Below are 23,502 nucleotides of genomic sequence, written 5' to 3' on the forward strand. Positions count from 1 at the left end.
ATAGTAGAGTTAAACTCTACAATCAGCTATGTCCTGGGGAAAACTTTTAGAACCAGATCTGGTTCTGGGCGACTCGATTATGCAGCTTATACCTGATATCCTTCATCAGTATGATCTCAAAGGACTGGTGTTAGATGTCGATGAAACTTTAGTCCCTATAACCACCCAGGAAGTCTCTGATGAGTTGCGAGAGTGGGTAGAAAATGTTAGACCCCTATTTTCCCTCTGGTTAGTTAGCAACAATATCAGCCAGACTCGCATTAGTGGTATTGCTAACGCCCTGGGTTTACCATACATTAACGCGGCGGCTAAACCCTCCCGCCGCAAACTTCGTCAAGCCGTCGATGCTATGGATATCCCCACCGCTCAAATTGCGATGGTTGGCGATCGCCTATTTACCGATGTTCTGGCGGGAAACCGTTTGGGAATGTTTACAATTCTAGTGGAACCAATGGTTGACCCCATGCAAACTGGTACATCTTTTTCAACTCGATCTATCGAAGTTTGGATATCTAAACTCCTCGGCGCTGTTTTAAAAAATTAACAATCCATTTCCGACCCCCCCAATACCAATTATGACCTGTACTATTGTTGTGAAAATTGGTACCTCCAGTTTAACCCAGTCGGAAACTGGACACTTGGCGCTGTCAACCTTGGCGACTCTGGTAGAGACTTTAACCGACCTACGAAGGAACGGAAATCGCGTCGTTTTAGTGTCCTCTGGTGCGGTGGGTGTAGGACGCGATCGCCTGGGATTAACCGAAAGACCTAGGGCGATCGCCCTTAAACAAGCCGTCGCCGCCGTCGGACAGGGGCGCTTGATTAGGGTTTATGATGATTTATTTACTACCCTCAAACAACCCATCGCCCAAGTCCTGCTAACTCGCGGAGATTTAGTACAACGCAGCGGCTATGTCAACGCTTATAATACCTTTCAACAACTGCTGAAATTGGGTGTCATTCCTATTGTTAATGAAAATGATACCGTCGCTGTCGATGAATTACGGTTTGGGGATAATGATACTTTATCAGCTTTAGTCGCTAGTTTAGTAGAGGCAGATTGGCTATTTATGTTAACTGATGTCGAAAGCCTTTATTCCGCCGACCCTCGCAGTAATCCTCATGCTAAACCTATTCATCTAGTTACTAATATTCAACAGTTACAAGAATTTCAAGTTGACGTGGGTTCTTCCCGCAGCAGTTGGGGGACTGGGGGGATGATTACTAAAATTGAGGCGGCCCGTATCGCTACCGCTTCCGGGGTGCGTACTGTCATTACTGATGGTAAACATCCTGCTAATCTTCAAAAAATTCTCACCGGAGAGGCGATCGGGACTCAGTTTGAACCTCAATCTCGCCCCGTAAATTCCCGTCGCCACTGGATCGCTAATGTCTTAGTTCCCATGGGTAAACTTTACCTTGACTCCGGCGCAATTAAAGCTATTAAAGAGGGGGGAAAGTCTCTCCTAGCAGCAGGAGTTATCAAGGTTGAGGGAGAATTTAACCGCCATGATTCTGTGCAATTATGTGATAATAACCATCAAGAAATAGCCAGGGGTTTAGTTAACTATAGTAGTTCCCAAATGCTGAGAATTAAAGGTTGTCACTCTGAACAAATCCCCGAAATACTCGGTTATGAGGGGGCGGAAACTGTCATACATCGAGATAATTTAGTCATTCTGTAGCCGGTTTTTTTGGGTGTCAATAAAACCTGATATAATCAAATCTATCTATGGTCATATCCGCTGGGGTTCACCGTCACCTAGGGACTGGGGGGATAGATAGTGCCATCTGAGCAATCACTATTCATAACAGAAAATACCCAGGCTGATCTAGCCCTATGATTGGACCATTAAACCACAAGACCGAAACCAGATGATTTATAATTACTGTAGGATTTTACCCATAGACAAGGAGGATAACTCATGGTGGGTAGTCAGATAGCAGCCGACTTGTGGCTTAATGATTATATAACATCTTGGGATATTTATGCTCATGGTGTGATCAGGGTTCTACTTTCTCAGCAGACTGCCTATCAGAAAATGGAGATTTTAGAAACAGTATCTTATGGTCGGGTTTTGGTTTTGGACGGGAAACTGCAATCATGTATGGTTGATGAATTTTTATATCATGAACCCTTAGTGCAACCCGTCTTAATTTATCATGGAAACCCCCAAAAAGTTCTGATATTAGGAGGTGGAGAAGGTGCGACTGTGCGGGAAGTCTTGCGCTGGCATACCGTGGAAGAAGTAGTGATGGTAGACCTAGATCAAGAAGTGGTAGAAGCCTCTAAAAAATATTTGCCAGAAATGAGCGATCGCGCCTTTGATGACCCCCGCACCACAGTTAATATTGACAATGCCATTAACTTTCTAGATAGCACATCTCAAAAGTGGGATGTGATTATCTCTGACCTGTCCGACCCGGTAGAGTCAGGACCATCTTTTCAACTGTTTACCCAAGAATATTTTAGCAAAATGGCGCGAGTCCTGAAACCCGATGGTTTCCTAGTAGTACAAGCTGGCTCAACCGCCTTAGCTGGATTGGGGTTTCATACGAAAGTCGCCCATACTATCAATCAAGTATTTCCCCATATCCAAAGCTATAGCAGTGATGTTCCCAGTTTTGGAGAACCTTGGGGGTTTGTGTTAGCATCTAAACAACCAATTTCCTCCCGACCTGACCCGGAATCAGTTAATCAGTTATTAGCTACCCAGACGAAGGGAGGGTTAAGGATGTTAGACGGAAAAACGCTGTTAGGATTATTTCAGATCCCTACCTACCTACGAAATGCGATCGCATCTGAAACCGAAGTGTACACCCTAGCCAACCCCCCTCAAAATCACTCGGTAAATAATTGGGGGTGAATCTGGGCGAAAATTGTGTAAAAATAGTAGATAGCTGCGATCGCATCTTAACCATAATATCCAATCGATCTAAAAAAAAATCTATCTTTAAATCCCCTATGGAAAGCCTATTTTTACAACGCCTTCACAGTCCCCAACGCCCCGTGATCATCTTTGATGGCGCAATGGGAACTAACCTACAAGTCCAAAACCTCACCGCCGAAGACTTTGGGGGGAAAGAATACGAAGGCTGTAACGAATACCTCGTCCATACCAAACCCGAAGCCGTCGCCACCGTCCACCGCCAATTTTTGCAAGCTGGCGCTGATGTTATTGAAACCGATACCTTTGGGGGTACTTCCATCGTATTAGCAGAATACGACCTCGCCGACCAAGCCTATCAACTCAATCAAACCGCCGCCACACTTGCTAAAAGCGTCGCTGCTGAATTTTCTACCCCCGAAAAACCTCGCTTTGTGGCAGGTTCAATGGGACCGGGAACTAAACTCCCCACCCTCGGACATATCGATTTTGATACCCTAGAACGTGCTTTTTGTCAACAAGCAGAAGGCTTATTTGATGGCGGGGTAGACCTGTTTATTGTCGAAACCTGTCAGGATGTCCTGCAAATTAAAGCCGCCCTTAATGGTATCGAAGAAGTATTTAAAATGAAAGGGGAACGGCGACCAATTATGGTATCCGTAACTATGGAGGCTTTTGGAACTATGTTAGTCGGTTCCGAAATTAACGCCGCCCTAACTATTCTCGAACCCTATCAAATCGATATTTTGGGACTTAACTGCGCCACAGGTCCCGATTTAATGAAGGAACACATCGCCTATTTATCAGAACATTCCCCCTTTGTGGTCTCCTGTATTCCTAACGCTGGTTTACCGGAAAATGTCGGCGGTCAAGCTCATTATAAACTCACCCCCCTAGAGTTAAAAATGGCTTTAATGCACTTTATAGAAGATTTGGGAGTACAGGTGATTGGCGGCTGTTGTGGAACCCGTCCTGACCATATTAAAGCCTTGGCAGAAATTGCCCAAACCTTGACCCCAAAACCTCGCCATCCTCAGATTACACCCTCGGCGGCTTCTATCTACAGCACCATCAGTTATGAACAGGAAAACTCGTTTTTAATTGTGGGTGAAAGACTCAACGCCAGCGGGTCGAAAAAATGCCGGGATTTACTCAATGCAGAAGACTGGGATGGTTTGGTCGCCCTCGCTAAAGCACAGGTGAAAGAAGGGGCGCAAATTCTTGATGTGAACGTTGATTATGTGGGGCGTAACGGAGTCCGAGATATGCACGAGTTGGTATCTCGGCTGGTGACTAATGTTAATCTTCCTTTGATGTTGGATTCTACGGAATGGGAAAAAATGGAGGCGGGCTTAAAGGTCGCTGGGGGGAAATGTTTACTTAATTCTACTAACTATGAAGACGGGGAACCTCGGTTTTATAAGGTGTTGGAATTGGCGAAAAAATACGGCGCTGGTGTGGTGGTGGGAACTATTGACGAGGAGGGAATGGCGCGGACAGCCGCCAAAAAGTTTGCGATCGCTCAAAGGGCTTATAATGATGCGATCGCCTTTGGTATCCCCGCCACAGAAATATTTTTTGACCCCCTAGCTTTACCTATTTCTACCGGAATTGAAGAAGACCGCGAAAATGGGAAAGCCACTATTGAAGCCATTCATCAAATGCGCCAACAACTCCCCGGATGCCATATTTTATTAGGGATATCTAATATTTCCTTTGGTTTGAACCCGGCGGCGCGACAGGTGTTAAATTCAGTGTTTTTGCACGAAACCATGGCCGTGGGTTTGGATGCCGCTATTGTGACTGCTAATAAAATCCTACCTCTGGCTAAAATTGAACCCGAACATCAAGAAGTCTGCCACCATTTGATTTATGACCAACGACAGTTTGATGGGGATGTTTGTACCTACGACCCCTTAACTAAATTAACTACCCTATTTGAAGGGAAAACTACTAAACGCGATCGCAGTGGTGATGCTAATTTACCAATTGAAGAACGCCTCAAACAGCATATCATTGATGGGGAACGCATAGGCTTAGAAGATGCTCTCGCCGAAGCCATCAAAAAATATCCCCCCCTAGATATTATTAACATTTTCCTATTAGACGGGATGAAAGTTGTCGGCGAACTATTTGGGTCTGGTCAAATGCAACTACCCTTTGTTCTCCAGTCCGCCCAAACCATGAAGGCGGCGGTTGCTTACCTAGAGCCGTTTATGGAAAAATCCGAATCGGGAAATAATGCCAAAGGAACCTTTGTAATTGCCACAGTCAAAGGAGATGTTCACGATATCGGTAAAAACCTAGTTGATATCATCCTATCTAATAACGGTTATAAAGTCGTTAATTTAGGCATTAAACAACCCGTTGATAATATTATTTCCGCCTACCGAGAACATAACGCCGACTGCATCGCCATGAGTGGTTTACTGGTTAAATCCACCGCCTTTATGAAAGATAACTTAGAGGTATTCAATCAAGAGGGAATTACCGTTCCCGTCATTTTAGGCGGTGCTGCTTTAACCTCCAAGTTTGTCTATGAAGACTGTCAGAACACCTATAAAGGTCGGGTAATTTATGGGAAAGATGCCTTTTCTGACCTCACCTTTATGGATAAATTAATGCCCGCCAAGAAAGCCGGAAAATGGGAAGATTTCAAAGGCTTTTTAGATGAATTTGTCCAAGATGAAACCATCACCGCTAATGGTCAGAGTCAACAGTCACCACCCCAAACAGACCAGCCAGAAACTGACACCCCAAAAGTAGTAGATACCCGACGTTCCGAAGCCGTAGCAGTAGATATAGAACGTCCTACGCCGCCATTCTGGGGGGTGAAGGTTCTCGAACCTGTGGATATGCCCTTTGATGAGTTATTCTGGTATTTAGATTTACAAGCCTTAACCGCCGGACAATGGCAGTTCCGTAAACCCCAAGGACAACCCAGGGAGGAATATAACCAGTTTTTAGAAGCTAAAGTTTATCCAATTTTGGCAGAGTGGAAACAGCGAATTATTGCCGAAAACTTACTCCAACCCCGCGCCGTCTATGGCTATTTTCCCTGTCAGTCGGAAGGGAACACGCTGTTAATTTATGACCCCGAAAAAATTAAGGCCGGAGAAATTTCCGAACCAATTACCAGTTTTGAATTTCCCCGCCAGCGGTCTGGTCGTCGCCTCTGTATTGCTGACTTTTTCGCCCCTACAGATAGCGGTAAAATCGACGTTTTTCCGATGCACGCCGTCACCGTGGGACAAATCGCGACAGATTACGCCCAGAAGCTATTTGCTGCTGATGATTATACGAATTACTTGTATTTCCATGGTATGGCAGTACAAACGGCTGAAGCCATGGCAGAATGGTTACACGCCCGCATTCGCCGCGAGTTAGGTTTTGGTGGGGAGGATGCTGATAATATTCGCGATATCCTGAAGCAGCGTTATCGAGGTTCCCGTTACAGTTTCGGCTATCCGGCTTGTCCGAATATGCAAGACCAATATAAACAGTTAGATCTGTTGAAAGCAGAGGTAATTGGTTTATATATGGATGAAAGTGAACAGCTTTACCCAGAACAGTCTACTACTGCGATTATCACTTATCACCCGGCGGCTAAGTATTTTAGTGCCTAATATGTCTCAAATCAACTATCTCTATTACTGAGGGAACTAATCATGAAAGTTTTTGTGCATACCCCCACTATTTTTAAAGCGAAACCTCTCCCGGCTAATCAATTACCTAGTCATGAAAAAATCGAAGTTCCGGCGGGCGCTAGTTTTATCGCTTGGAATAATAGTCGTTATTTGGAAGACGGACATTATCAGATGATTATAGATTCCGATTTGGGTTCAGGAGAACAAAATCGTTCTACTTCCTGGTATATTCCCAGGGTTCATGTTGATGTATTTGAATGTATTGCTAAGGTGAAAACTGAGGGGTTAAATTTGAGAAGATCCCCTAACCCTAACGATAGTAACAACATTCTCGACAAGCTACCATTAGGAGCCTTTGTTGAGATATTTGATGGGACTTATGTTAATCAAAATCTAGGGATATGGTGGTGTGGTCGCGCTTTATGTACTGCAGACAAACAAAATTGGTTTAATGATGCACAAATAGGGTGGATGTCCTCCAAACATTTAGAGATGACGGATCTGAAGATTCACGATATCTATTAATAGTTAAGAATGATGACTTTTTGATGTTGAATGTAGGTCAATGGTTTATACAGCTTGTTCACCAGTCGCTTAATACATTGCCCTCACCCTAAATCTGGATCCCAGAGAGGGAGAGGGACTTTGAGAGGTGATCAGATGATTTCTGAACAGGCTGTAATGGAAGTTTGGGATAAAAAAGGCGGGGGTTGATATTGCCAGGAATAACCCACCGCCTTAACCTAGAGTCGGGAAAATCTGAACAATCTAAACATCTACATCAGTTTTGTTGGCAATTTGACTCATACCCCAGGAAACTAAGGAAAGGACAATAGAACCCCATAGGGCTGACCAAAATCCATTAATGGTAAAACCGGGGGTAAATTTGGCGACGAGGGATAGGGAAATGGCGTTAACGACAAACAGGAACAAACCTAGGGTTAATAGGGTTAAGGGTAGGGTGAGGATAGTTAAAATTGGTTTAATGATGGCATTTACCAACCCCATAACGATCGCCCCTACAGCGGCAGCCTGCCAACTCTCCAGAATTAAACCAGGCACTAAATAAGCGGTAATGGACAGCGCAATGGCTGCTAACAGCCAAGTCAAGAAAAAATTAATCATCAATACAGTTTAACGTGGTCTTTGGTTTCCTATTGTAGTGAAAAGGCTGCTGTAGTTCGCTATCCTGGAGATAGATTGTGGTTATTAGAGATATTTGTATGGGACTTTTAGCAATGAAGAGGATGATTAAATCATTAGCGATCGCCTTATGGGTAGGACTAATATTAATTATTGGGCCTGGGTTAGCCCTAGCTGAGAACCCCTCCCACCTGTTTTTTAACCACAGCTTGCTGCAAAACCGGGATTTTTCCAACCAAAAACTACCCGCCGCCGAATTTGCCAACTCCAATCTGGAATATGCTAACTTTGACGAAGCCGAATTGCGGGGTTCTGTGTTCAGTCGGGCAATTATGCTGGGGGTGACCATGAGAAAAGCCGACCTCACCTATGCTATGCTCGATCAGGTGGACTTTTCCCAAGCAGACCTGAGCGATTCGATTTTTACGGAAGCCCTGTTTTTAGGTTCTACCTTTGCTGATACCAAAATCACTGGCGCAGACTTTACCGATGCTATTTTTGATCGGGAACAGTTGCGCCAACTCTGTCTGAGGGCAGAAGGAGTCAACTCGACGACGGGAGTTGATACCCGCTACTCCCTGGGGTGTCGTTAGGCTTCAGGCTTCCGGGTCTAGTTGATAGGAACACCAATCACTCCAACTTCCGGCATACAATTTTCCCTGGGATAAGCCTGCCAATTCCAGGGATAGCAAATTAGTACAGGCTGTGACTCCTGACCCACAGTAAACGATAATTTCTTCAGCGTCCTGATAGTCCGCCCACCGCTGTTGTTGTGTAGATTTAACAAAACCTTGATCATCGGTGACTTGTTGCCAGGGTAAATTTACCGCGCCGGGAATATGTCCGGCTATGGGGTCTATGGGTTCATGTTTGCCTAGATAGCGGTCATAGTCACGAGAATCAACTAAAACCACGCCGGGCTGATCCTTGCGGGTTTTCACCTGTTCATAATTTACCACCCAATCCGATCGCAATTTCGGGGTAAATTTAGCCGGTTGTGAACTTGGCAACTCTTCAGAGACGGGATAACCCGCCGCCTGCCAACTGTTAAAGCCACCATCGAGTAAACTAATGCGATCGTGACCCATATATCGTAACAGCCACCACAGCCTCCCCGCAAAGCCAAACCGGGCATGGTCATAGGCTACCACATGGGTTTCCCCAAATTCAATCCCCATTGTGCCTAATTTATCAGCTAGTTCATCAATATTCGGCAAGGGATGACGGCCACCATGTTTAGTCACTGGTGAAGACAGATCCCGGTTTAGATCGAGATGAAAAGCCCCCAAAATGTGGCTCTGTTGATACTGTTGTTGTCCCCAAGCTGGATCAGCCAAGGCAAAACGACAGTCCACAATTTTCACCTGGGGATTATTCAGATTTTCGCGTAACCATTCGGGGGAAACAATCGGTTGAGTATTAACCATTAAAATCCCATCTCCCTGCTATCGGATTAGCGATATTTGCAGGGTGTATTATATCATATATTGGCAATTTTTACACACAATCCCCGCAATTTTCTCATCAATCATCACCTATCCCTACAGTCTCGCGAAGTAAGTAGAATTGACATTTAACTACATCCACCAGCTAAACACTTGGAAAATACACGATTGTTAGATATGATACATATTATCCTAATGGGGATGTAAGCACTTATCCTGGTTGGTGAGGATGACTAACTTTCTCTGTGCCGACATCTTAATGTTTCGATAACCTTAACCATGGCTACCCCCTCCCCTATAGCTATATTTTCTGGGGCTATGGTTAACCCTTTGACCATCACAAAATTGACATTATGAATGACCCTAAATCTCTACCACCCAAACCCTGGCATTGTTTAGCGATCGCCGACACTGCTGCTGAAGTTGGGGCTAACCTAGAAGCAGGCTTAAACTCGGAAGAAGTGGCGAAAAGACAGGAACAATTTGGCTTAAATCGCCTGGAAAGTAAAGGGGGAACACATCCGATTATCCGATTTTTAGAACAGTTTAATCAACCCCTACTTTATATTCTAATTATTGCTGGGGGGATTAAGTTTATCTTAGAAGGATGGCAAAGTGCTAATGGTTGGGTAATTTGGGCGGTAGTTCTGATTAATGCTATAGTTAGCTTTATCCAAGAGACTAAAGCGGAAAATGCGATCGCCGCCCTGTCATCGTCCATAGAAACCGAAGCCACCGTATATAGAAACGGAGAAAAAAACAAGGTTCCCTCATCGGAAATAGTGCCTGGGGATATCGTCTTTATAGCTTCTGGTGATAAAATTCCTGCTGATTTACGCCTAGTAGAAACCAAGAATTTACAAGTTAATGAATCCGCCCTAACGGGAGAATCAACGGCCGTGGAGAAACGACCAGATTCGGTAGAGGAAAATGCCTCTCTGGGAGACCGTAAAAGCATGGGTTATGCTGGCAGTTTTGTGACTGCAGGACAAGGGCGAGGCATAGTTATCGCTACGGCAAAAAACACGGAAACTGGGCGCATTTCCCAGTTAATGGAAAACCAAAATAATCTGATTACTCCCCTAACTCGGAAATTTAGTAAATTCAGTCGCCAACTGCTTTATATTATCCTGGGAGTGGCAGCCTTGACGTTGGCGGTAGGGTTAGGATATGGTCAGAGTTTAAACGAAGTCTTTGAGGCGACGATCGCCCTAGCAGTTAGTGCCATTCCCGAAGGTTTACCAGCAGTGGTAACAGTCGCCCTAGCTATTGGGGTTTCTCGGATGGCTAACCGCCATGCTATTATTCGGAAACTCCCGGCTGTGGAAACTCTGGGAAGTGCGACGGTTATTTGTTCTGATAAAACGGGAACTTTAACTGAAAATCAAATGACCGTCCAGCAGATTTATGTTGGGGGTGAAAATTACCAGGTTTCCGGTAGTGGTTATACACCAGAGGGGGAGATATCCTCAGCAGATCAAGCTATTAACCTAGCCGATCACCCGATGCTTATAGAATGTTTGCAAGGGGGGATGTTGTGTAATGACTCCCATTTAATTCAGGAAGAAAACATCTGGAAAATTGTGGGAGACCCGACGGAAGGGGCTTTAATTGTTAGCGCCCGCAAAGCCGGATTTACTCTGGCTGAATTAGAGGCAGAAATGCCGCGTCAAGATGTGATTCCCTTTGAGTCAGAATATCAATATATGGCGACTTTGCATGAATCTAGCGATCGCCAACAGTTGGTAATTTATGTGAAGGGTTCCGTTGAAGCTATTGTTTCCCGCTGCGATGAAATGTTAGACTCTGACGGGCAAGTTATTCCGGTAGATGCTGCGGAAATTCATCAACAGGCTGAAACTATGGCAGCTTCTGGGTTACGGGTATTAGCGATCGCCAAAAAAACCACCCAGCAAACCACCCTAGACCATGAAGATATTGCACAGGGGTTAGAGTTTCTCGGCTTACAAGGAATGATTGACCCCCCACGCCAAGAAGCAATTAGGGCTGTAGCCGCCTGTAAAAACGCCGGTATTCGGGTCAAAATGATTACTGGAGACCATATCATCACCGCTAGTGCGATCGCCTCCCAAATGCGCCTTAAACGGTCGGGGAGAGTTATTGCTTTCACCGGAGAAGACCTTAGCCAGATGGATCAGCAAGAGTTTATTCAGGCCGCTGAAGATGGCGTGGTATTTGCGCGGGTCGCCCCGGAACAAAAATTGCGCCTGGTGGAAGCCTTACAGTCTCGGGGAGATATTGTCGCCATGACGGGGGATGGGGTCAATGATGCACCCGCCCTTAAACAGGCTGATATTGGTGTGGCTATGGGACAAACGGGGACCGAGGTGGCTAAAGAAGCCTCCGATATGGTTTTGACCGATGATAATTTCGCTTCTATTGAGGCGGCGGTGGAAGAAGGGCGCACGGTTTACCGTAATTTGATTAAGGCGATCGCCTTTATCTTACCTGTCAATGGCGGCGAGTCCATGACCATCGTTATTAGTGTCCTCCTCAACCGATTATTACCTATTCTCTCCCTACAAGTTTTGTGGTTAAATATGATTAACTCCATCGCTATGACGGTTCCTCTGGCTTTTGAACCTAAGTCTAAACAGGTGATGGAACAACCCCCCCTCTCCCCTAATCGACCCCTGTTAAATAAGTCACTACTCCTGCGAATTCTGTTGATTTCTGTCTTTAACTGGGTGCTGATTTTTGGAATGTTTGAATGGGCGAGGATGACTACCGAAGAAGATGCGATCGCCCGGACCATGGCAATTCAAGCCCTCGTATTTGGGCGCGTATTCTACCTAATTAGTCTCAGTCAAATTGGCGAAACTCTCTCCTCCAAACTACGGGGGAAAGATACCGAAATCGCGGAAGTACCAGTAATTTGGATTGGTATTGCTGTTACCATGGTTTTACAGGTACTCTTTAGTCAGGTAGGCTTCATGAATACCTTATTCAGCACCGCGCCCCTAGACCTGCAACAATGGTTAACCTGTTTCCTGGTAGGTTTACCTATGATTATCGTGGCGGCGATCGCTAACCGCATTGACCCACCCAACCAACTTGCCCAAAATTAACAGTAGATACTAGACAGGGGGCAGTAAATAGCTCATAATTAATCATTATTAATTAATTGTCGAGGCTACCTTGGTCTGTCCCCTGTTAAAATTCCTATAAATAATATGAATCCTGAATCGACACTAAACTTACTTAAAGCATCTTTACCTGATGGCAAACTGCCCTCTAGTTTTGGCGTTTACTTTAAAAATACCCTAGTCGCACTTTGTCACGCTTTAGAAGACCATCTTTTACAAATAGGTGAACTTACCGGAGAAAAACCTCTGGTTTTAGTGACTTTTCAAGAAGGAAAATGGTATCTTCAAGAAGCCGATCGCTATTTTGAAATCGCCAAACTTTGCCACCATATTGCCATTAGCGCTGTGCCTGATAGTGGCTTTTCCGAACATCCCACAGGTCAATTAGATAATGTTTCCTTAATTAATCTGGAACCATCTGATGGCCTAGTGGAAGAGTGGAACCTCTTAATTATAGCACCTGGATATAGGGCGATGGTGCTCTGTCAGGAATTATCAGAGTCTGAATACTTGGTTAATGCGAAACCTACCATTGACACCGAACGCAAATTTTATGGACTCTGGACTTTTGAGCAAACTATAGTAGACCAAACTGCCGAAATATTAATTAATCGCTTCCGTAAGTATAACCTGGAATTAGGCGATCGCCTCTGGGAATATTATCAAAATATTACTGCTACCCCTAACCCCACATTTCCCGACCTCAGCACGGTAGTTTCTCGGATTGTTACATATTTACAATCATCACAACAAGAATTAATCTCCGTTAATCGCCAAAATAGACAACTCTGGCAATGGGAAGGACAAGCCAAACGAGTTAGCCGCAATTTGAGCGCTAACAAACTGCAAGCCTTATTACGCATGGCGCAACAAGTAGATAAACGTGACCCCTTTAACCCTTGCGCTTCCCTACAAGTCGCCGCCTTATGCGAAACCATAGGTCAGATTTTAGACCTACCCACCCTGAAACTGCGACGGCTGAAATTAGCGGGTTTACTGCATCGTATCGGTCTCGCATCTGCACCCCCAGAAGTGTTTTTAAAAACTCCTGAAGAAATGGATGAAGCCACCCAAAAATTTTGGCGCGATCGCGCTTCTATTAGTGGTAGATTATTGGAATCTATGCCAGAATTAACCGTAGTGCAAAAAGTCGTTAATCACCACTTGGAAAATTGGGATGGTAGCGGAGTCCCTGATGGTCAAAAAGGAGAACAAATCAACATCAAAGCCAGAATATTAGGGCTAGTTAGCTATTTTCAAGAACTAACTCAGCCCCGGGTAAGTCGCCCAGCTTTGACTTTAACAGATGCCCTAAATGAATGTCAAAAATACAGCGGCACTAGATTTGATCCGGATTTAGTCAACTCCTTAGCCACAGTAATTAGGTTAACTGAAGTGGGTTTAATGCAGTTACCAACTCAGCCCACCCAACTGCCGAATATTTGGCTAGAAGAAAGCACTAATCCCGCTAATCAATAATCTCCATAAATTACACATTAATAAACTATTATGAATAATCAAACTGCATCCCTAAATATCGAAGACATTAGAAATGGTAAAATCAAAGACCTAGTTAATGCTGATTTATCGGGTCTTGACCTGTCGGGGGCTGATCTGGCTGACGCAGACCTGTCCCAAGCCAAGCTAATGGGGGCGAATTTGTCGGGGGCGAATTTGGCTAGGGCGATCGTTAGGGCTAACCTCCGAGGCGCTAATCTGACCGGGGCTAACCTCATACAGGCAGATTTTCGGAATGCTGACCTGCGGGGTGCTATCTTATTAGATACAGACCCGCGAGAGGCTACTTTTGCAGGGGCTTTTCTCACTGGGGCGGTATTTGGTAATCTGGATTTGAGTGGTGTTAGTCTACATTCGGCTGATTTGCGGGGTGTGAGTCTATCTCAGGCAATTTTGCAGGGCTGCGACCTGAGAAATGCTAACCTCTCGGGAGTGGACTTTTTCCAAGCTGATTTGGAAGAGGCTAACCTGAGTGGCGCAGTCTTGCGAGGGGCGAATTTGCAACAGGCTAACCTACTTTGTGCCATTGTGGAAAATACACAATGGGGCGGCGCTTGTCTTGATGGCGCTTGTTTAGACGGTACCCCCCTAGAGTAAATTTACCAAGGCGATCGCCCTTAACCTCACCAAGATATCAAGGTGCGCTACCTAGCCGATAGTCAAAATATAAGCCTCATGGATGCGAATATTGGGAACAGTCAATCGGACTATTTGATTAGTGACCGTAATTTGCTCCCGTTTGACGATCGCTAAATCCTTAACCACCGCTTCGCCAGTGTCTGGAATTCGGGAGATAGTCAAATTTAAAGGCTGTCCAGGCCTTACCAAGTCAAGCAGCTGAAGATTTCTGAGAGTCAGGGTAACAGTAGCTTGACGGGGCGCTCGACCTTGCTCAAAATAACCAAACAGGACTTGGGCTTGATTTCCACCATTAGACCGACTCGCCAAACCAATCACTCTGGGGTTATTTCCCTGAGTCCTCACCCTAGTTTCAAAGCCATCGGCATAGGCTTTATAAACCCACCAAACCGCCCTAGGTGCAAAAGGTCCCGGCTGTACCAAACCATCAAGACTTTTGTTAAAACAGTTATTTCTACCGCCCGCTTTTGGTTCCCAACAGGCTTTGGCGGCGGCGGAAACGCCTCCCTGTTCTGTATAATACAAATAGGCTAAATTTTCAGCAGGTCGATATTGGGCAGTGGGTCCAATGATTTCGTTAACATCCAATCGCTGAATTTTCAGACTGCGATAAGCTGGGTTCTGTCGAAAACTCTGGTTAGCATCTCGGATATGGGATGCGATCGCATTAATAGTCTGATCATTAAGTTCATGCCAAGATAACGAGTTCACCTCAAGATTATTGTCTCGGCAATAGTTTAAAAAAGCCGTCAAGAAACCCTTATCATACTTAGTAATACTCGGCCCACCAATGATCACATCAGGGCCTAACTCTTCCCGTAAAACCCGATAAGCCCTTTTATAGGTTTCAAAAAACTGTTCTCTAGTGCCATGCCAAAACGGATCGCGCAAATCTGGTTCATTCCAGATATCCCAGAGCATCTTTTTTCCCTTATGTTCTCTAGCCAAATTCCGAACATGGTTTTCCCAGCGGGTATAGTCATCATAGGGCCACCCCCGTGGTCTTCCATATCCCCAAGTATCACTCAGTAACAACTGAAATGTTGCCCCAAATCCAGTTAAGCGAGGATAAAGGTTTAGGCGAGATGTCCGCCACAGTCTCGGTTGCAGGGGTTGAATTAGATGGTCTGGCGGTTCATCTTCCTCCACTCCATAGAGAAAACCACTCATAGATTTAACACCAGGTTGAGAGGTGGCAAAATCAATGGTCAAATCCCCTTGAGTTATCGCGATCGCCGGAATTATGCTCACCCCAACAAATAGCAATGCTCCTGCTATTGCCAATAATACCGAAAGCCATTTAATTCTGACACTTCGGCGAGAAATAGCTAATTGTTTAATCATTGGTCAATTTTCAGTTAATATTGATACAGTCATTTCAGTAATCATACAACAGGCTTTAAAAGTGCCTCTCCTCCCTGTTTACTAATTACCTTGTGGACTGGGGCGGGTTTATAATATAGTCGTCGGGAGTTGAGTTGACAACCGAACTCGCCCGTACAATTATTAATTATCAATTATTAATTATTAATTACACTTCTGGCAGACGATCGCCTATTGGTGTGAGCTGTTTACCAGGGACTACTAATCATAGTAAAACCAGCCCAGTAAAATGGATGGCGGAGACCAGAACCGCCTAAATCGTTTAAACCTTGCGGTAAAGGCATCACACCGTTAGATAAGAACAGGCGATCGCCATCAAAGTATACATCACCACGCAACAGATTAATTTGAGCCTGTTGGAGTGCCTCTGCTTTCGTGGGGTTTTTGGCTAGTTGCAGATAAAACTCCGACATTAGGGCTAAAGTCCCCAAATCGCTAATATTCCCAAGACTAGCCACAGCCGATTTGACTCCAGCCTGTAGTGCTAAACCCGCAAATCCTAACTCTGCTTCTTCGTTTCCCAAAGCCGTCTGACAAGCACTGAGGACTAATAATTCCGGCGGTGAATTCCAGGGAATTTGTGATAACTGGCTGAGGGTAAGTTGACTATCCCAAAACTGAATATAGGAATTATCTGGATTTCCGGGATTGAACTCAGCATGGGTAGCCCAATGGATAATATCAAAATCTTGATTAGCTAGTTTGGCTAGTAGATTTTCCGTGGTAAAATCCTGATTGAGCAAAAATTGTCCCTCGATAGCCGATTGGGGAATTAACAGGTTGGGAATTTTATAAGTGATAGCCGATAATTCCACAGGTACAGCCGGGAGAGGTTCCAGTGTTTGGAATTCTGAGGCTCCCATGGCTAAAATCCGATCAGCTTGAATAGGCTTATAGTCTCTGTCAATCAGATTAAAGGCGGGAATATGAGACAAACTATATTTTTCGATTAAAAACTGTTCGCCGTCGTATAAAGCACCGAAAGGGATGCCTCGGAGTCCTTCTCCTACGCAAAAAAGCAGGGTATCAATATCATCAGCTTGTAATTGTGGCTCTAATGGCTTAATAATCCACTCATATAACTGTTGGGCGGCTCCTAGTTGTAAGGGAGGACGCAGACGGGTAATATTTTGGCGGAACTCGCGAGCGGTTTGATTCAGTAATTCTTGGGGAACTTCATAGAGATCCTCAACTACGGGTTCTCCTCCGGGATTAATTAGGACTAGGTGTAAATGGTCAATGCGGGGACTCACCCATAAAATTGCGGGTTTGGTTCCGGTTTTTTCAGCCAGCAAGGACAGGGTTTCTGCCATCACTTCTGGGGGGTCACTGGTGCCGGGTAGTTCTCGACCAAAATGATCCTCAAATACTGCTTGAAAACGATGATCCATGCCTAAAATGGCTTCGCTCAGGGATGTGGCATTGGTATCAATGGGGGTGAAGATGATAGAAACAGCAACCACTGACAAGGCGATCGCTATCACGAGGGAAAGCCAACGAGTTAGAGGCTTCCAGAGTTTAATTTTACGGGTTATATAATTCCGTTTCATATTTTGATGCCAAGATATAGGTAAAGCCGAAAGAGAGGGTAATCAATTCGTGGGGGCGGGTTCCCCAATTAATTAAAGTCCCCGACGACAATTTTAATCAACCCGCCCCTACCTACCCTTCTAGGTATCAATCAGGAATCAGAAACTAGCGCATGGTAACAAATTCTTCACCGCTGCTGGGATGAATACCCATTGTGTTGTCGAAATCTTTTTTGGTAGCTCCCATGTTAACAGCGATCGCAATTCCTTGGATCAGTTCGGCTGAGTCTTTACCCACCATGTGAGCCCCCAAAACGCGATCGGTATTGGTTTCAACAATTAACTTCATTAATACCTTTTCATCAGCCCCCGTCAGACTGTGGAACATGGGTCGGAACACAGCCCGATAGCATTTAATCGAATCACCGAATTTTTCTTGGGCTTGGGCTTCTGTCATGCCTACTGTCGCCGCCTCCGGTTGGGAGAACACCGCTGTAGCGATGTTATCATGGCTGATGGAGCGGGGTAGATGACCAAATTCCGTATCTGCAAAAGCCCGACCTTCCGCGATCGCTACTGGGGTGAGGTTGACCCGGTCTGTGCAGTCTCCCACCGCAAAAATATTAGATTGAGTCGTCCGGCTGTCTTGAGTTACGGCGATCGCCCCTTTAATCGTTTCTACCCCCGCGTTTTCCAGGTTTAATCCATCCAGTTTAGGCTGGCGACCTGTCGCACACAACAGAGCATCTACAATCAACGGTTCTGTATCATCACCTGTTAGGGTTAGTTTCAGACCTTCCTCCACTTTTTCGATTTTTTCAATGGTGGTATTAGTGCGGAAATTCACCCCATGTTTAGTCATACCCTCTTGAATATGATTCCGCAGGTCTTGATCAAATCCCCGCAGGATCAGGTCGCGCCGGATAATTTCTGTCACTTGGGAACCTAAACCATTGAGGATACCCGCGAATTCTACCGCAATATAGCCACCACCCCAAACTGCGAACCGTTTGGGCTGTTCCGGCAGCAAAAACATATCATCAGAAACTATACTATGTTCAATGCCGGGAATCTCTGGGCGCACCGCTTTCGCTCCCACTGACACCAGAATTTTATCGGCCGTAATTTTGCGATCGCCTACTTCTAGTGTATGGGCATCAATAAATTTAGCGTATCCATCAATAAGTTCCACTCCGGCTTTTTCCAAAAAGCTGATATGCAGTTGGCTTAACCGTTTAACTTCCGTATCAACCGCTTGGGTGAGTTTTTGCCAATCAAAGCTACTCTCCACCTCACTCCAGCCATAGCCTACCGCGTCCTTGTATAGGTGGGAAAACTGGGAAGCATAGACCATCAGTTTTTTGGGGACACAACCCCTGATCACACAGGTTCCCCCAACCACGGAATTTTCTGCGATCGCTACTTTCGCCCCTAATGAAGCCGCCCGTTTCGACGAAGCCAACCCCCCTGAACCTGCACCAATCACAAACAAATCATAATCGTATGCCATACAATAATAGCCTCTCGTCTAAAACATCAATTTTCTAAGATGACCTGGATCGCCCAATGACTTCCAATATATTTTACCCCAATCAGTACCCGGATCCAAATTTGTGGAACTTATTGCCCACCTGACCAGTCCTGACCATGAGAAATCAATTACCATCTAATTCATAATTGATAACTCTTGACGTATAATGGCGCTCATCATCTTTGGCTCAAATTTTGCTGATCGCAGTTGAATTAGTCGTATGATTGGGAAGTAATCATCTGGTTAGCAAGTTACAATATTATGAGAATTTCCCCCCCCAAAACTGTGTCTAAATTTCTGGTGGTGTTCCCACTAATTAGCGGCACCATAACTGCCATGTTTCCGGCGCAAGCGTTGACCCCACAACAGCGCCAGGAATTTCAGACCAATTATCTGCAAGGATGCCGAGCCGGAATGGCGGCTGAGAAGATTTCCCCCCAAAGAGGAGAAGCCTTTTGTAATTGTACCTTAGAGCGTTTAAGTAAACTGCCAGATGACAAATTCTTGGCGCTAAGTAATCTGACAACTCAACAGGAAATTATGGCAAATCGGGATTTTCAATCTGCTTTTATGCAATGTTCTCCCACCTTGGTCAGGGATTGAAGTCGGTTGTTAATTTTCAGGGCGACCAGAGTATGAGTTGCCCTATCTATTGCATCCCAGTGGATAATAGAGGTATTTTATTGATATTTTAGCTAGAATCTCCCTGTACGGGAATCCACTGGAGTTATAGAGATAGAAACTATGAGTTTAAGCGTTGCGCCCTATGGCTCCTGGCAATCGGCCATCACTACCGACTTAATTATTAAAGGGGCAGTCGGGTTGGCAAGTCCTGCCTGGGATGGAGATGATATATATTGGATTGAGGGACGACCCTCTGAAGGGGGACGCAATGTGATTGTGCGCCTAACCCCCAAAGGCGATCGCATTGATTGCACTCCTGCCGCTTTTAATACTCGTACCCGTGTACATGAGTATGGGGGGGGAGCTTATACCGTCAGTGAGGGGACGGTATATTTTTCTAATTTTGCTGATGGACGCATTTACCGTCAGGCGATCGCCTCAGTTGCTCAACCCACCGAAATTTTACCCGAACCTATCACCCCGGWAGGAAATTTCCGCTATGCTGATTTGCTCATAGATACCCGCCGGKGACGCTTGATTTGTGTGCGCGAAGACCACAGCCAGTCAGGAGAACCCGTTAATACCCTCATTAGCCTTAACCTCAACAACCCTGAAGATATCCAAATATTAGCCACAGGGGCCGATTTTTACGCCTCCCCTAACCTCAGTAAAGATGGCTCCCGTCTCTGTTGGATTTGCTGGTATCATCCCAATATGCCTTGGGATGGCACAGAATTATGGGTGGCTGAAGTTACCGAAGATGGAACCTTAGACCAACAAAAACGGGTCGCGGGGGGAGTCGAAGAGTCAATTTTTCAGCCTCAATGGTCTCCTGATGGAACTCTTTATTTTGTAAGCGATCGCGCTAACTGGTGGAACCTCTACCGGGTTCGTGATCAGAAAATTGAGCCATTATTTCCCCTCCCGGCCGAATTTGGACTACCTCAATGGGTCTTTGGGATGTCTACATTCGGTTTCATCTCCCAACGGCGGCTTTGTTGTGCCTATACTCAAAATGGTATTTGGTCCTTAGCCACTTTAGACCCAGAAACTCAACAATTACGTTCCTTTGATGTTTCCTATACCTACATTTCCTCCGTCACAGTTCAAAACAATAGTATTTTGATGTTGGCATCTTCCGCTACTGAACCCACCGCCTTGGTGGAATTGGATCTTAATGCTGGGGAAATGAATGTTCTGCGATCTTCGACGGAAATCGACCTAGACCCTGGTTATTTATCAGTCCCAGAACCTATTGAGTTTCCTACCGAAAATGACCAAACCGCCTACGGCTTCTTTTATCCCCCCCAAAATAAAGACTATGTGGCTTCTGAGACCGAAAAACCGCCTCTGCTAGTGAAAAGCCACGGCGGACCCACGGCGGCCACTTCTAGCAGTCTCAATTTGAAAATTCAGTATTGGACCAGTCGCGGTTTTGCCGTATTGGATGTTAACTATGGTGGTAGCACTGGCTATGGTCGAGACTATCGCCAACGTCTTCAGGGTAACTGGGGAATTGTTGATGTGGCTGACTGTGTTAATGGTGCTAAGTTTCTCGCCGCCCAAGGGTTGGTTGATGGCGATCGCATGGCGATCGCGGGCGGTAGTGCTGGGGGTTATACTACTCTGTGCGCCTTGACTTTTCATGATGTGTTTAAAGCTGGCGCTAGTTACTATGGCGTTAGTGATTTGGAGGCTTTAGCTACCGATACCCATAAATTTGAGTCTCGCTATCTTGATGGCTTGATTGCACCTTACCCAGAAGGTCGCGATTTGTATATAGCCAGGTCGCCCATTCATCATAGCGATCGCCTCAACTGTCCAATCATCTTTTTCCAAGGACTTGAGGATAAAGTCGTTCCCCCTAACCAAGCTGAGAAAATGGTGCAAGTCCTCCAAGCTAAAGGCTTAACCGTCGAATATGTCACCTTTGCTGATGAACAACATGGCTTCCGTAAAGCTGAGAATATTCAGAAAGCCTTAGAAGATGAGTTTCAATTCTATATCCGTGTATTTGGGATTGGTAACTAATCGCTACTCCTCTAGGGGAATGGTGACGGGGGGACTAATTGATGATTCATTATTGATTAGTGATAGTTAGTCATTATCAACTATTCCCCCAACGATAAACTTGCATCTTGATAATCCCTAAATCTTCCTTAATTCTTAACAGGAATTAGGGGAGATTAAACCTTATTATATAGGCGAGAATATCCAATATTATTGACTAGCTGCAACTGTCTATCAGCACGGGTTTACCAATCATCTACATTGTCTGGTATACTCTCTAATTACCGGAATCAGGGTAAATAATGTTTGCTGTTCCTGTTGGATATTATCCACTAAAAACCGCTTTTGTAAGCATTGAACCGCTAACAATAACTCCGAACTGTTATGGTTTATATTCTCTAGCAAATCCGTCATAGACAAACCAGATTCTGATTCCGACAACCGACCCATTACCTGTTTTTCTAAATCCGATAATTGCTGCCAAAAATTATCTAATATATGCTTAATTTCTGGCAATACCAAGATTGATTTATTGGCTAAATATTGCTGGACGCTACCACCAAAAAAATCCTTTATTGTCCGGGATACAATTTTTAAAAATCCCGGATTACCACCATATATTTCCATCAATTCTTGCCAATTATCAGCGTCTAATAAACTCGCAGAACTCAAAATATCCTGGGCGGATTCAGAAATCAAACCAGGTAATGTTAAGCATTTAACCCGATGATTATTATTAGTTAATTCGATTAATTCTTGAGGCATAATTGAACTATTCATAATCAAACAACTATTATGGGATAGTTCGCCAATTGTTTTAAAGAGTAATCGATAACTTTCGTAACCGGGTTTATAGCCTCCCACTAGGTTATGAGGATTTAAAATCGCCTGCACATCGTCTAATATTAGCAAGCAGCGATGTTGTCGGAAACATTCCATGACTAATGATAATTGTTCTGCTAATTGGTGGGATGGGTTTTGAGCTTCTGCAACTGTGGAATAGTAAGTGATGGTAAGGGGTCGGATATCTGGGTTTGGGGGAGGCAAAAATTGGGTTAAATAAGTTAGGATTGAAGATAGGGAAGGTAGGGTGCGTAAACTCCGCCAAATCACACAATCAAAATTATCTTGAATTTCTGGCAAAAGACGCAGGGCGAGTGCGGTTTTACCTATACCACTAATGCCCAAAATTGAGACTAAATTACTGCGATCTTCTAGTATCCAATTTTTGAGAGTAGCCACTTCTTCTTGGCGATCGCAAAAATAATCCCCATCAGGTATATCAGTGCGATCGATGCGCCTGAAAGACTCAGTGCTATATAGTTTGGGGGTAGTGTCACCCTGGGGAGGTGGGGAATTGGTTTGAGTGACAGCATCAATGGCCACAAATTCCTCACTATTGGACAAAGTCGGAAGTTGTAGCCTCTGACAAGTCGATCGCAGATTAGATTTATTGATGTCCTCTCCCGACGCTTGGGAAAGGGTTTTCCATAGCAGATAAGCCACCTTTTTGACATGGGGTTCGCTACAGTTGTAGCCAGCAGCAATTTCCGAGTATTTTTGATTTTGGTAAGTCCCCAGCAAAATAGCCGCTTCCAGGTCATCTAGGTGTTTTCCAGTTTGGATCAACACTAGACCGTCAGCCCATTCGATAATTTGTTGAACTTCCATAATACTAATAAGTGTTATTACTTATTCAAATTGTCTCATCTTCACCAGTAGCGATCCGTGATCGGGGGATAAGGGACTCTTGACTAATAACACCGCATCACAGATAAAAAGAGCCCATATATCTGTGATCTCATAACTCCCAACCTGTGACTGAAAACAACTATCTGAGTTGAGGAGGAGACCAGGGACAGGTAACAGACGGCATAGAATCCTTGAGGCTGTCCTATATATATGTTATATATTTGGAAAATGTCTAGTAGTGGTCCCTTACCTATGAGAATTTTATACCACTTTTGACAACTTTTGACAACTTTTGACAACTGAATACTACTTTAAACTACGTTATCCCACTTGCTATTACTCCATG

At 44.8% G+C, this 23,502-nt stretch carries 17 protein-coding genes; 11 read left to right on the forward strand and 6 right to left on the reverse strand.

Annotated elements, in window-relative coordinates; genetic code table 11:
- Positions 1 to 28: 28 nt before the first annotated feature.
- The 5 genes from B9T16_RS01610 (at position 29) to B9T16_RS01630 (ending at position 7,060) form a co-directional block, all read left to right on the forward strand.
- Entirely contained in the window at positions 29 to 544 is a 516-nt protein-coding gene (locus tag B9T16_RS01610; RefSeq protein WP_006617817.1) for a YqeG family HAD IIIA-type phosphatase, read from the forward strand.
- A gap of 31 nt (positions 545 to 575) precedes the next feature.
- Complete coding sequence (gene proB, locus B9T16_RS01615; RefSeq protein WP_410243970.1) at positions 576 to 1,685, forward strand: glutamate 5-kinase; 1,110 nt, start codon at positions 576 to 578, stop codon at positions 1,683 to 1,685.
- Between the two features lie 240 nt (positions 1,686 to 1,925).
- On the forward strand, positions 1,926 to 2,867 hold the full coding sequence (locus tag B9T16_RS01620) for a spermidine synthase (protein ID WP_410243971.1): 942 nt from the start codon (positions 1,926 to 1,928) through the stop codon (positions 2,865 to 2,867).
- Positions 2,868 to 2,965: 98 nt separating this feature from the next.
- Positions 2,966 to 6,514 carry a methionine synthase gene (gene metH / locus B9T16_RS01625; protein ID WP_410243972.1) on the forward strand — a complete coding sequence of 1,183 codons (3,549 nt, stop codon included), beginning with the start codon at positions 2,966 to 2,968 and terminating at the stop codon, positions 6,512 to 6,514.
- Positions 6,515 to 6,556: 42 nt separating this feature from the next.
- Entirely contained in the window at positions 6,557 to 7,060 is a 504-nt protein-coding gene (locus B9T16_RS01630) for a hypothetical protein (RefSeq protein WP_410243973.1), read from the forward strand.
- 243 nt (positions 7,061 to 7,303) lie between these two features.
- Here B9T16_RS01630 and B9T16_RS01635 read toward each other — a convergent pair whose 3' ends face one another.
- Positions 7,304 to 7,660 carry a phage holin family protein gene (locus B9T16_RS01635; protein ID WP_410243974.1) on the reverse strand — a complete coding sequence of 119 codons (357 nt, stop codon included), beginning with the start codon at positions 7,658 to 7,660 and terminating at the stop codon, positions 7,304 to 7,306.
- Between the two features lie 122 nt (positions 7,661 to 7,782).
- Between B9T16_RS01635 and B9T16_RS01640 the strand changes: the two genes are divergently transcribed.
- Complete coding sequence (locus B9T16_RS01640; protein ID WP_006619116.1) at positions 7,783 to 8,271, forward strand: pentapeptide repeat-containing protein; 489 nt, start codon at positions 7,783 to 7,785, stop codon at positions 8,269 to 8,271.
- A 3-nt stretch (positions 8,272 to 8,274) separates the two neighbouring features.
- On the opposite strand, the gene B9T16_RS01645 is transcribed toward B9T16_RS01640, so the two are convergent.
- Positions 8,275 to 9,105 carry a sulfurtransferase gene (locus B9T16_RS01645; protein WP_006619115.1) on the reverse strand — a complete coding sequence of 277 codons (831 nt, stop codon included), beginning with the start codon at positions 9,103 to 9,105 and terminating at the stop codon, positions 8,275 to 8,277.
- Between the two features lie 371 nt (positions 9,106 to 9,476).
- On the opposite strand from B9T16_RS01645, the gene B9T16_RS01650 reads away from it, so the two are divergent.
- The 3 genes from B9T16_RS01650 (at position 9,477) to B9T16_RS01660 (ending at position 14,345) form a co-directional block, all read left to right on the forward strand.
- Positions 9,477 to 12,212 (forward strand): HAD-IC family P-type ATPase, encoded by a 2,736-nt coding sequence (locus tag B9T16_RS01650; RefSeq protein WP_410243975.1) that lies wholly within the window; start codon positions 9,477 to 9,479, stop codon positions 12,210 to 12,212.
- A gap of 105 nt (positions 12,213 to 12,317) precedes the next feature.
- On the forward strand, positions 12,318 to 13,709 hold the full coding sequence (locus B9T16_RS01655; RefSeq protein ID WP_410243976.1) for an HD domain-containing phosphohydrolase: 1,392 nt from the start codon (positions 12,318 to 12,320) through the stop codon (positions 13,707 to 13,709).
- A gap of 30 nt (positions 13,710 to 13,739) precedes the next feature.
- On the forward strand, positions 13,740 to 14,345 hold the full coding sequence (locus B9T16_RS01660; protein ID WP_006619112.1) for a pentapeptide repeat-containing protein: 606 nt from the start codon (positions 13,740 to 13,742) through the stop codon (positions 14,343 to 14,345).
- Positions 14,346 to 14,396: 51 nt separating this feature from the next.
- On the opposite strand, the gene B9T16_RS01665 is transcribed toward B9T16_RS01660, so the two are convergent.
- From B9T16_RS01665 to gor, 3 genes are all read right to left on the reverse strand, one after another.
- A complete protein-coding gene (locus B9T16_RS01665; protein ID WP_006619111.1) occupies positions 14,397 to 15,731 on the reverse strand; it encodes a GH39 family glycosyl hydrolase in 1,335 nt (444 codons plus the stop codon).
- Positions 15,732 to 15,958: 227 nt separating this feature from the next.
- A complete protein-coding gene (locus B9T16_RS01670; protein WP_410243977.1) occupies positions 15,959 to 17,320 on the reverse strand; it encodes a CHAT domain-containing protein in 1,362 nt (453 codons plus the stop codon).
- Between the two features lie 145 nt (positions 17,321 to 17,465).
- A complete protein-coding gene (gene gor / locus B9T16_RS01675) occupies positions 17,466 to 18,809 on the reverse strand; it encodes a glutathione-disulfide reductase (protein WP_410243978.1) in 1,344 nt (447 codons plus the stop codon).
- Positions 18,810 to 19,091: 282 nt separating this feature from the next.
- On the opposite strand from gor, the gene B9T16_RS01680 reads away from it, so the two are divergent.
- On the forward strand, positions 19,092 to 19,433 hold the full coding sequence (locus tag B9T16_RS01680; protein ID WP_006619108.1) for a hypothetical protein: 342 nt from the start codon (positions 19,092 to 19,094) through the stop codon (positions 19,431 to 19,433).
- A 141-nt stretch (positions 19,434 to 19,574) separates the two neighbouring features.
- Complete coding sequence (locus B9T16_RS01685) at positions 19,575 to 21,485, forward strand: prolyl oligopeptidase family serine peptidase (protein ID WP_410243979.1); 1,911 nt, start codon at positions 19,575 to 19,577, stop codon at positions 21,483 to 21,485.
- A 231-nt stretch (positions 21,486 to 21,716) separates the two neighbouring features.
- On the opposite strand, the gene B9T16_RS01690 is transcribed toward B9T16_RS01685, so the two are convergent.
- Positions 21,717 to 23,135, reverse strand: a complete 1,419-nt coding sequence (locus B9T16_RS01690) for an NB-ARC domain-containing protein (RefSeq protein ID WP_410243980.1) — start codon at positions 23,133 to 23,135, stop codon at positions 21,717 to 21,719.
- Positions 23,136 to 23,502 lie beyond the last annotated feature (367 nt).

The sequence above is a fragment of the Arthrospira sp. PCC 8006 genome, from assembly GCF_046480465.1.
Lineage (GTDB): Bacteria > Cyanobacteriota > Cyanobacteriia > Cyanobacteriales > Microcoleaceae > Limnospira > Limnospira platensis.

Excerpts from the sequence above, each read along its gene's own strand:
- B9T16_RS01670 (WP_410243977.1), bottom strand. The coding sequence starts at position 17,320 with ATGAAACGGAATTATATAACCCGTAAAATTAAACTCTGGAAGCCTCTA.
- B9T16_RS01610 (WP_006617817.1), top strand. The coding sequence starts at position 29 with ATGTCCTGGGGAAAACTTTTAGAACCAGATCTGGTTCTGGGCGACTCG.
- B9T16_RS01630 (WP_410243973.1), top strand. The coding sequence starts at position 6,557 with ATGAAAGTTTTTGTGCATACCCCCACTATTTTTAAAGCGAAACCTCTC.
- B9T16_RS01635 (WP_410243974.1), bottom strand. The coding sequence starts at position 7,660 with ATGATTAATTTTTTCTTGACTTGGCTGTTAGCAGCCATTGCGCTGTCC.
- B9T16_RS01665 (WP_006619111.1), bottom strand. The coding sequence starts at position 15,731 with ATGATTAAACAATTAGCTATTTCTCGCCGAAGTGTCAGAATTAAATGG.
- B9T16_RS01655 (WP_410243976.1), top strand. The coding sequence starts at position 12,318 with ATGAATCCTGAATCGACACTAAACTTACTTAAAGCATCTTTACCTGAT.
- B9T16_RS01650 (WP_410243975.1), top strand. The coding sequence starts at position 9,477 with ATGAATGACCCTAAATCTCTACCACCCAAACCCTGGCATTGTTTAGCG.
- B9T16_RS01660 (WP_006619112.1), top strand. The coding sequence starts at position 13,740 with ATGAATAATCAAACTGCATCCCTAAATATCGAAGACATTAGAAATGGT.
- B9T16_RS01640 (WP_006619116.1), top strand. The coding sequence starts at position 7,783 with ATGATTAAATCATTAGCGATCGCCTTATGGGTAGGACTAATATTAATT.
- proB (WP_410243970.1), top strand. The coding sequence starts at position 576 with ATGACCTGTACTATTGTTGTGAAAATTGGTACCTCCAGTTTAACCCAG.
- gor (WP_410243978.1), bottom strand. The coding sequence starts at position 18,809 with ATGGCATACGATTATGATTTGTTTGTGATTGGTGCAGGTTCAGGGGGG.
- B9T16_RS01690 (WP_410243980.1), bottom strand. The coding sequence starts at position 23,135 with ATGGAAGTTCAACAAATTATCGAATGGGCTGACGGTCTAGTGTTGATC.
- metH (WP_410243972.1), top strand. The coding sequence starts at position 2,966 with ATGGAAAGCCTATTTTTACAACGCCTTCACAGTCCCCAACGCCCCGTG.
- B9T16_RS01620 (WP_410243971.1), top strand. The coding sequence starts at position 1,926 with ATGGTGGGTAGTCAGATAGCAGCCGACTTGTGGCTTAATGATTATATA.
- B9T16_RS01680 (WP_006619108.1), top strand. The coding sequence starts at position 19,092 with ATGAGAATTTCCCCCCCCAAAACTGTGTCTAAATTTCTGGTGGTGTTC.
- B9T16_RS01645 (WP_006619115.1), bottom strand. The coding sequence starts at position 9,105 with ATGGTTAATACTCAACCGATTGTTTCCCCCGAATGGTTACGCGAAAAT.